The organism is Monashia sp. HAY1-5C (genome assembly GCF_056755255.1).
On record NZ_JBPGXG010000007.1, the window covers coordinates 48,100 to 56,192 of the forward strand.

The following is an 8,093-nucleotide window of genomic DNA, read 5'->3' on the forward strand; positions in this document are numbered from 1 at the left end:
GTCTGCCGCAGGCGTCCGGGGGCGTACGGGACGGTACCGCGGTCAGGCGGAGGCAGGACGGGCGCGCACCTCGGCCAGCAGGTCGCGCACCTCGTCGGCGAGGACGTCGCTCGCCTCCCACGGCAGCATGTGGCCCGCCCCGGGCAGCTCGGTGAACGTCGCGTGAGGCAGGGTGACGCGCAGCGCGTGGACCCGCGCGACCGGCACGAGCGGGTCGAGGCGACCGGCGACGATGCCGACCCGGATGCGCTCGAGGCCGAGCAGGCCGCCCCGCTGGTCGGCCGTGAGCAGCGCACCGTAGAAGGCTGCGAACATCGCCGGCTTCATGGCGGCGACGTGGGCCCGGGCGCTCTCGACGGCCACCGGGTCGGCACCCTCACCGAAGAGGCCGCCGACCCGGGCCCGGATGCGCCCGGCGGCACCCGGCGGCAACGGGAGCCCGCGAGCGGCGAGCCGCATGACGGCAGCCTCGCCGGGCCGTTCGCCGAGGGCGACGCCCGCGGACGCCGTGGCGACGAGGAGCGCGGCACGCACCCGCGGGCCGAAGAGGTCCGGGCGCTGCCCGGCGAGCGCCATGACGGTCATGCCGCCCATCGAGTGGCCGGCGAGCACGACGGGTGACGGCGGTGGCACGACCGCGCGCAGCACGACATCGAGGTCGCGTGCGGTGTGCTCCACGGACAGGGACGCGAGCTCGGCCCGTCGCAGTCCGATCGTCGAGCGACCGTGCCCGCGCTGGTCCCACAGCACGATGCGCACCGGGGTGTCGCCGAGCGCCTCGACGACCGGCAGCCAGCTCTCGTGGTGGACGGCCCAGCCGTGCGTCAGCACCACCGTCGGTGCGTCCGGGGGGAGGTCCGGGTCGGCATGGGTGTGGACGGACAGGACGGCGCCGTCGGGGGTGACGATGCCGCGGCGGTCGTGGCGCCTCACGCCTGCGTACCCGTCGCGTCCGACGCGCCGGCCGCGGGACCCGCCACACCGTCGTCGGCCACCTCGAAGACGACGGGGGCGTGGTCGGACGCGCCCTTGCCCTTGCGCTCCTCCCGGTCGATGGCGGCACCGACGACGCGGCGGGCGAGGCCGGGTGAGCACAGCGCGAAGTCGATGCGCATGCCCTGCCGCTTGGGGAACCGCAGCTGCGTGTAGTCCCAGTACGTGAAGGTGCCGGGCTCGGAGGTGTGCGGGCGGACGACGTCGGTGAACCCCGCGTCGACGACACCCTGGAAGGCCGCCCGCTCACCCGGCGACGTGTGGGTCCGGTGGGCGTAGTACTCGACGCTCCACACGTCGGCGTCCGTCGGCGCGATGTTCCAGTCGCCGAGCAGGGCGATCTGCGCGTCCGGGTCGGCGGCCAGCCATCCTCGCCCCGTGCGCGCCAGGGCCGCGAGCCAGTCGAGCTTGTACGTCAGGTGCGGGTCGGCGAGCGAGCGCCCGTTCGGGATGTACAGCGACCAGACGCGGACCCCACCGCACGTCGCCCCGATGGCGCGGGCCTCCGGCGCCACGGGCTCGCCCCAGCCGGGCATGCCGTCGAAACCGACCGTGACGTCCTCCAGGCCGACCCGGGAGACGATCGCGACGCCGTTCCACTGGTTGAGCCCGTGGTGCGCCACCTCGTAGCCTCGCGCGGCGAAGCGCTCGAACGGGAACTGGTCCTCACGCGCCTTCGTCTCCTGGATCGCGAGCACGTCGACGCCGGTGCGGTCCAGCCACGCCTCGACCCGGTCGATGCGGGATCGGATCGAGTTGACGTTCCACGTGGCGACTCGCATGGTCGGACACCCTAGAGGGACAAGGAGCCCGCGTGCTGCCTAGGGTGTGCCGCATGACCGAGCCCACCCCCGCCGAGGCAGCCCCCGGCCCGCCCGACGCCTCGCACCGGAGGCGCCCGACCGCCCTCGTCACGGGCGCGAGCGCCGGCATCGGCCGCGAGTTCGCGGTGCAGCTGGCCGGGCGCGGGCACGACCTCGTCCTCGTCGCGCGCGACACCGCCCGGCTCGAGGAGCTCGCGGCGGCGCTGCGCCGCACCGGGTCGGACGTCGAGGTGCTCACCGCCGACCTGTCGGACCGGGAGGCGCTCCAGCGCGTGGCCGACCGGCTCTCGGACCCGGCGCGGCCGGTCGACCTCCTCGTCAACAACGCGGGCTACGGGCTGCGTGGGCGGTTCCTGCGCAACGACCTCGCCGACGAGGAGCGGATGTTCGACGTGCTGACCCGGGCCGTCCTCGTCCTGTCGCACGCGGGCGCCCGGGCGATGGTCGAGCGCGGCCACGGTGCGGTGGTCAACGTGTCCTCGGTGGCGGGGTGGCTCGCCTCGGGCACGTACTCGGCGGCCAAGTCGTGGGTCACGGTGTTCACCGAGGGCCTCGCCGGCGACCTCGCCGGCACCGGGGTCACCGCAACGGCGCTGTGCCCGGGGTTCACGAGCACCGAGTTCCAGCAGCGGGCCGGGATCTCCAGCCCGGGTCCCCGCTTCCTGTGGCTGGACCCGCACCGGCTCGTCGCCGACTGCCTCGAGGACGTCGCCCACGGACGCGTCGTGTCGGTGCCGGGCCTGCAGTACAAGGCGGTCTCGACGCTGCTGCGCGTCCTGCCGCGCCCGCTCGTGCGCGGCCGGCTGCGCAGCACCCGGCTGCCGAGCCGTCGCGGCGACTGAACCCCGACGCCGGGCCGTCGCGAGGACCCCTACCATCGGGGGCGTGACCGAGACGCCCGACACCGCCACCGCCCGCGCCCGCCTCCTCGAGATCATCAAGGACAAGGCCATCGTCCACGGACGCGTCACGCTGTCCTCGGGCAAGGAGGCCGACTACTACGTCGACCTGCGCCGCATATCGCTCGACGGCGAGGCAGCGCCCCTCGTCGGCATCGTCATGCGCGACCTCGTCAAGGACCTCTCGTTCGACGCGGTCGGTGGCCTGACGCTCGGCGCCGACCCGGTCGCCACCTCGATGCTCCACGCCGCCGCGAGCGCGGGGGAGCGGCTCGACGCCTTCGTCGTGCGCAAGGCGGGTAAGGCCCACGGCCTCCAGCAGCGCATCGAGGGCCCGTCGGTCAAGGGCCGCGACGTCCTCGTCGTCGAGGACACGACGACGACCGGTGCCTCCCCGCTCGAGGCAGTCAAGGCCGTCCGCGAGGACGGCGGCAACCCCGTGGCGGTGGCCACGATCGCCGACCGCGCCACCGGCGCCGGCGAGCGCATCACCGACGAGGCCGGTGTCGAGTACCGCTTCGTCTACACCCTCGAGGACCTCGGACTCGCCTGAGCCGTAGGTCCGGCGAGATGGCGCTGGACTGACGCCTCACGCGTCGGGTGGCGCGGGCGCCCCGACCTGGACGGGGTACCCGCGCCGTAGCGCGTCGAGGCTCGAGGGCGGCGTGAGGACGACGGCGGTACCGAGCGCCGGGCGCGGGACCGGGTCACCGTAGGTGTTGGTCGCCAGCCACGGGACGACCGTGGGTCCGGCGACGCGGGCCGGGCCGGTGTCGAGCAGGACGAACGCGCCGTCGGGCAGGTCGGCCCAGGCGGCGGCGTGCATCCGCCGGGTGCGGTGGCGGGAGTCCCAGCGCTCCTCGTGGAGCAGGCGGTCCAGCTCGGGCGCGGCGAGCCGCCCGACCCCCAGCGCCTCGGCCACGAGGTCGCGGAACCGCACGTAGTCGCCGCGCCGGCACTCGGCACACGGTCGGTGCCCGGCCGCGAGCGCCACGGCCTCGTCGAGGAAGAACAGCGGGGTGTAGCGACCCGGGTGCCACTGGTCGACGCGCCGGTCGCGGAAGGCCAGGACGCACGTGATCCAGGCCCGGCCGACGTGGTGCCTGCGCACCTGCCTCGTGCCCGTGCCCTCGTGCAGCCGCCCCCGGTTGCCCATCCACGCCCCGCGGCCCGGGACGGCGACGACGTCACCGAGCGGCGTCACGCGGTTGGCGGCCGGACCGGGCGTCGGCCCGCCCCCGACCTCGCTCACCCCAGCACCTCGAGGTGGATGTCGGCCGGGTCGCCCTCGTCGAGCCCCTCGGCCCGGCGGACCGCCTGCTTCATCGGCAGCACGTACCCGCCGCGGGACGCGATCGGGAACACCGACGTGGCCCACGTGGACCGGCCGACCGTGACGCGCACCCGCACCGACCCGAACCCGCGCGGGGGACGTGGGCGCTCGCGGACCAGCTCGGACTCGTCGGGCGGGACGGTGACGAAGAACCAGCCCGACTGCGCGTCCCACCGCCACAGCTCGGCGGTGAAGTCGAAGGCGAGCGGCACGTCCTCCATGGGACAACGGTACGAAGCCGCACCGACAGCGCCGGAGGGAGCCCGGCCGGGTCGGACGGCGTCGGAGCGCCGGTCCCCTGGGCAGGGGCGTCGCCGCGCAGCCCCCGGCGGGCGGGACCCGCCGGTCTAGGATCGGTGCCACCACTCGGACCCTGCTGCACCCCTGCTGAACCCTGACGCCACGCACACGCCTACGGGGAGACCCCATGATCATCGTCTGGATCCTGCTCGCGCTCGTCGTGCTCCTCGTCGTCTGGGGTGTCGTCAGCTACAACGGCCTGATCCGCCTGCGCAACCGGGTCGAGGAGGGCTGGCGGCAGATCGACGTCGAGCTCAAGCGTCGCCACGACCTCATCCCCAACCTCGTCGAGACGGTCAAGGGCTACGCCGCCCACGAGCGCGGCACCCTCGAGGAGGTCATGCGGGCCCGCTCGGCGGCGATGTCCGGCTCGCCGTCGCCGGCGCAGGCCGCCCAGGCCGAGGGTGCGCTGAGCCAGGCGCTCGGGCGCCTCATCGCCGTCGCGGAGGCCTACCCCGACCTCAAGGCGAACCAGAACTTCCTCGCGCTCCAGCAGGAGCTGTCGAGCACCGAGGACCGCATCGCCTCTTCTCGCCGGTACTACAACGCCCTCGTGCGTGACCTCAACACCAAGGTCGAGAGCATCCCCTCGAACATCGTCGCGGGCATGGGCGGCGTCAAGCGCGCCGAGTACTTCGAGACACCGGCCGGCGAGGCGGCCGTCCCCAGCGTCACGTTCGGCGACCAGGCACCCGGCACCTTCGGGTCGGCACCGGCCGGCCCGGGCGCGGCCACCGTCGGCGGGTCCACGCAGCCGGGCGCGGTCGGTGGGCCCTCGACCCAGCCGGGTCCGGCCCTCCCGCAGGCCGACGCGCCCGCCGACCTCGGCGCGCCCGACCCCAGCATCGACCGCACCCGACCCGACGCGTGACCGACGCGTGAGCGACGCCGGACCGACGCCTGACCGACGGACCGACGCGTGAGCCGCGTCCCCCGCAGCCGTGGCTGCCGTCCGGGCCCTCAGCCCTTGACGTAGGACAGCTTCTCGCTGACGAGGCCGTCGCGCAGCCGCACGACGTCGACGCCGCGCACGTGACCGGGCGAGCCGTCGGCCTCCACCCAGTCGAAACGCCACCGCAGCACCCCGCGGTCCCCGGCGACGAACGACTCCTCCTCGGTGAACCGGGGGTCGCGCGTGCCCGCGAAGAGGTCCTCCCAGACCGCGCGCACCGCGTCGGCGCCCTCGTGCCGCACCCCGTCCGGCGCAGGCCCGGTGGCCTCGAAGACGCAGTCGTCCGTCATCCGCGCCATGATCGCGTCGACGTCCCCACGGCCGAACGCCGCCACGAACGCCGCGAAGGCGGCGTGCGCCGCGCCCCACGAGGCGTCCCGGCCGAACCGGGCCAGCAGGTCCGCGCCGGCGTCACCGGTCATGCCGCGTCGGCCGGCGACGGCCCCCACGGAGCGGTACAGCTCCTCGCGGTCGTCGAACCACGACGCCACCGCGGTGACGAGTGAGGGGTCGAGGCCGGTGTCGCCATCGGTCGCGGCCGCGAGGTCCCAGCCGTGCACGACGTGGTCGGCGAGCAGCTGGCGGACGTACTCCTCCATCGACTCGGTGCCGTACGAGAGGTGGACGGTGCCGTGGCTCGGCAGCGTCCGCTCGACCGTCGAGAGCGCCTCCTGCGCCGCCCGGGTCGACGCCCCGGCACCGTCGGCGCCGAGGACGTCACCGTCGAACCGGCCGCCGACCTCCTCGAGGGTCGCGCCCTCCATGAGCGGCACGGTCCACAGGTCCTCGCCGGTCACGTGGTTGACGAGGTCGCGCACCGTCCACGCCGAGCACGGCGTCGGTCGGTCCCAGTCGTCCTCCGCCAGCTCGGCCACCCGGTCGGTCCACCCCCGGACGCTGGCGCGGTAGAGGGTCCACAGGTCGGGCGGTTCCGGCCCGGCCGGGTCGTGCGGCTCGTCCGGGCGTGCGGCCCGGTCCGTCGTCTCGGTGTCCACGTCGGCCTCCGTCCACCCCTGCACCGACCAGTGTGCTCCGGTCGGCGACGCGGTGTCCCGGCTTCACCGGAACGTCCCCGACGCGTCGTGGACGTGGGGGCGGCTGACCGGCTCAGGCGCGCGGTTCGCCGCGGAGGCGCTCCTCGCCGCTCGCGTCGCTGATCTCCGCAGCGACCTCGCGGGCCTCGCGACGGTGCCTGACGACCTCGATGACCATGGGGATGACCGACACGAGGACGACGAGGAGGATGGCGTACTCGATGTTCTTCGTCAGGTCCGGGAAGACCTGGCCGAGGAAGTAGCCGAGCAGGGTCACGCTGACGACCCACGCCACGGCACCGATCGCGCTCCAGCCGAAGAACCGCTGGCGGTGCATCCGGCCGATGCCGGCCACGACGGTGATGAAGGTCCGCACGATGGGGACGAACCGGCCGAGGACGAGGGCGCGGTTGCCGTACTTGTCGAAGAACGCGTTGGTCTTGTCGAAGTTCGCGGTGTTGATGAACCGCCCCTGCCGTCCGTAGAGCGGACGTCCGACGGCCCGGCCGATCTCGTAGCCGGCGACGTTGCCGAGGAACGCCGCGACGGTGAGGGCCGCCATCGCGACGAAGAGGTTGAGGTCGACCTGCTGCGTCGCGATGAACAGGCCGATGGCGAACAGGAGCGAGTCGCCGGGCAGGATCGGGAAGAGCAGGCCGCACTCGATGAAGACGATGACGAGGGCGATGACGAAGAACGCACCCTGGTACTGGTCCAGCAGGTACGTCGGGTCCATCCACTTGGGGCCGAGTGCCGGGACGGCGGCGAGTGCGTGCATGCGCCAAGGGTAGGCGGTGTGGCCGCGAGGTCCTTCCCCGTGTCGGCCGTGCCGCGCTCCGGTCTCGATGCGGTATCGAAGTGCGGCTCCGGGTTCCGGTCCCGTCGACGGGCGGGTGAACATGGGCTCGGGAGCGAGGGAGGAGGACCGGCGCGGCGCTGGTCGCCGGGCCGCGAGGCCCGCGACGATGCCCGCACCGGCCTTCTCCCGTCGAGCCCGCGCCGCCGACGCCCGTACACTCGGCGCGTGCCCGCCGAGCCCGCCGAACCCGCTGCGCTCACCGAGACCGCGGAGACCGCCGTGGCCGCGGGGACCGCCAAGGCAGCGGAGACCGCCAAGACCACCGGGACGGTGGGCGTCGGTCCGTGGGTGGGGACGTGGCCGGTCGGGCAGCACTGGGACCCCGAGCTGCTCGCGCACGGTGACCGCCGCAACGTCGTCGACGCGTACCGGTACTGGCGGCACGAGGCGATCGTCGCGGACCTCGACGCCAGGCGGCACGACTTCCACGTCGCCGTCGAGAACTGGGGCCACGACTTCAACATCGGTTCGGTCATCCGCACCGCGAATGCCATGGGCGCCAAGGCGTTCCACATCGTGGGGCGACGACGCTGGAACCGTCGGGGTGCCATGGTCACCGACCGCTACCAGCACGAGCACCACCACCCCGACGCCGCCGGGCTGGCCGGGTGGGCGCGCGAGGCGGGCCTCGTCCTCGTCGGCGTGGACAACCTGCCCGGGTCGCTGCCGATCGAGACCTACGAGCTGCCGCGCGGCTGCGTCCTCGTCTTCGGCCAGGAGGGGCCGGGACTGTCCGGACCGATGCGGGCCGCCTGCGACGTGGTCCTGCACATCGAGCAGTTCGGCTCGACGCGGTCGATCAATGCCGGCGCCGCCGCCGCGGTGGCGATGCACGCCTGGGTCCGCCGCCACGTCTTCGACCAGCGCCCCACCCCCGACGCCCCGATCCCGGCGACCCC

General features: G+C 74.2%; 10 protein-coding genes. 4 read left to right on the forward strand and 6 right to left on the reverse strand.

All coding sequences use genetic code 11. From position 1 onward, the window contains the following. Positions 1–42 precede the first annotated feature (42 nt). Positions 43–933 (reverse strand): alpha/beta fold hydrolase, encoded by an 891-nt coding sequence (locus ACR9ZK_RS02190; protein WP_481339649.1) that lies wholly within the window; start codon positions 931–933, stop codon positions 43–45. Then, a complete protein-coding gene (locus ACR9ZK_RS02195; RefSeq protein WP_481339651.1) occupies positions 930–1,775 on the reverse strand; it encodes an exodeoxyribonuclease III in 846 nt (281 codons plus the stop codon). Before ACR9ZK_RS02195 ends, ACR9ZK_RS02190 begins: the two co-directional genes overlap by 4 nt. A 53-nt stretch (positions 1,776–1,828) precedes the next feature. Between ACR9ZK_RS02195 and ACR9ZK_RS02200 the strand changes: the two genes are divergently transcribed. Together ACR9ZK_RS02200 and pyrE are read left to right on the forward strand one after the other, a co-directional pair. Further along, positions 1,829–2,659: an SDR family NAD(P)-dependent oxidoreductase gene (locus ACR9ZK_RS02200; RefSeq protein WP_481339654.1), complete on the forward strand. Its 831-nt coding sequence runs from the start codon at positions 1,829–1,831 to the stop codon at positions 2,657–2,659. A 43-nt stretch (positions 2,660–2,702) separates the two neighbouring features. Beyond that, complete coding sequence (gene pyrE, locus ACR9ZK_RS02205) at positions 2,703–3,269, forward strand: orotate phosphoribosyltransferase (RefSeq protein WP_481339657.1); 567 nt, start codon at positions 2,703–2,705, stop codon at positions 3,267–3,269. 36 nt (positions 3,270–3,305) lie between these two features. Here the strand turns inward: pyrE and ACR9ZK_RS02210 are convergent, their stop codons facing one another. Then, complete coding sequence (locus ACR9ZK_RS02210; protein WP_481339659.1) at positions 3,306–3,968, reverse strand: hypothetical protein; 663 nt, start codon at positions 3,966–3,968, stop codon at positions 3,306–3,308. Further along, positions 3,965–4,270 carry a DUF1905 domain-containing protein gene (locus ACR9ZK_RS02215; protein WP_481339661.1) on the reverse strand — a complete coding sequence of 102 codons (306 nt, stop codon included), beginning with the start codon at positions 4,268–4,270 and terminating at the stop codon, positions 3,965–3,967. Before ACR9ZK_RS02215 ends, ACR9ZK_RS02210 begins: the two co-directional genes overlap by 4 nt. Positions 4,271–4,476: 206 nt before the next feature. Here ACR9ZK_RS02215 and ACR9ZK_RS02220 point away from each other — a divergent pair, with 206 nt between their 5' ends. Then, complete coding sequence (locus ACR9ZK_RS02220; protein WP_481339664.1) at positions 4,477–5,220, forward strand: LemA family protein; 744 nt, start codon at positions 4,477–4,479, stop codon at positions 5,218–5,220. Positions 5,221–5,309: 89 nt separating this feature from the next. On the opposite strand, the gene ACR9ZK_RS02225 is transcribed toward ACR9ZK_RS02220, so the two are convergent. Next, positions 5,310–6,296: a TIGR03086 family metal-binding protein gene (locus ACR9ZK_RS02225; RefSeq protein WP_481339667.1), complete on the reverse strand. Its 987-nt coding sequence runs from the start codon at positions 6,294–6,296 to the stop codon at positions 5,310–5,312. Between the two features lie 112 nt (positions 6,297–6,408). Next, positions 6,409–7,113, reverse strand: coding sequence for a DedA family protein (locus ACR9ZK_RS02230; RefSeq protein WP_481339669.1), 705 nt, complete (start codon positions 7,111–7,113; stop codon positions 6,409–6,411). 300 nt (positions 7,114–7,413) lie between these two features. On the opposite strand from ACR9ZK_RS02230, the gene ACR9ZK_RS02235 reads away from it, so the two are divergent. Beyond that, the coding region (locus ACR9ZK_RS02235; RefSeq protein WP_481339672.1) for a TrmH family RNA methyltransferase at positions 7,414–8,093 on the forward strand (680 nt) is incomplete at its 3' end.